This window comes from Sinorhizobium sp. 8-89 (genome assembly GCF_030124325.1).
Taxonomy (GTDB): Bacteria; Pseudomonadota; Alphaproteobacteria; order Rhizobiales; family Rhizobiaceae; genus Sinorhizobium.
Genome location: NZ_JASKLR010000094.1, coordinates 1 through 578, shown reverse-complemented (window position 1 = coordinate 578; position 578 = coordinate 1). Strand labels below are relative to the sequence as shown.

General features: G+C 69.6%; 1 protein-coding gene. It reads left to right on the top strand.

What is annotated here, in order from left to right:
- Window positions 1-578, top strand: a 578-nt coding sequence (locus QN219_RS33810; RefSeq protein ID WP_284004769.1) for an AMP-binding protein, incomplete at both ends; no start/stop codon positions are given.

Genomic DNA, 578 nt, shown 5'->3' with positions numbered 1-578 from the left:
CCGACGAGCGCAGCTATCTGCTGGAGGAGCTGAACCGGACGGCGGCGGATTATCCATCGGACAAGTGCATCCACGAGCTGTTCGAGGCGCAGGTCCGGCGCACCCCCGAAGCCGTCGCCCTCGTCCACGAGGACGAAGAGCTGAGCTATGGTGCGCTCAACGCACGCGCCAACCGGCTCGCCCATCATCTGATCGCCCTCGGCGTGAAGCCGGACCAGCCGGTGGCGATCTGCCTCGAGCGCAGCCCGGCCATGGTCGTCGGGCTCTTGGCGATCCTCAAGGCGGGCGGCGCCTACGTGCCGCTCGACCCGGCCTATCCGTCTCAGCGCCTGCGCCAGCTGCTCGACGACGCAGCACCGAAGCTGCTGCTTTGCGATGCGGCCGGTCGCCAGGCCCTCGGCGCCAGCGCGATCGCCGGTCTGACCGCGGTCGACCTCGATGCCGCAACACCGGCCTGGGCGAACCGGCCGGCAGCCGATCCCGACCCCCGCGCCCTCGGCCTCACTTCCCGCCATCTCGCCTACATCATCTACACCTCCGGATCCACCGGCACGCCAAAGGGCGTCATGGTCGAGCAT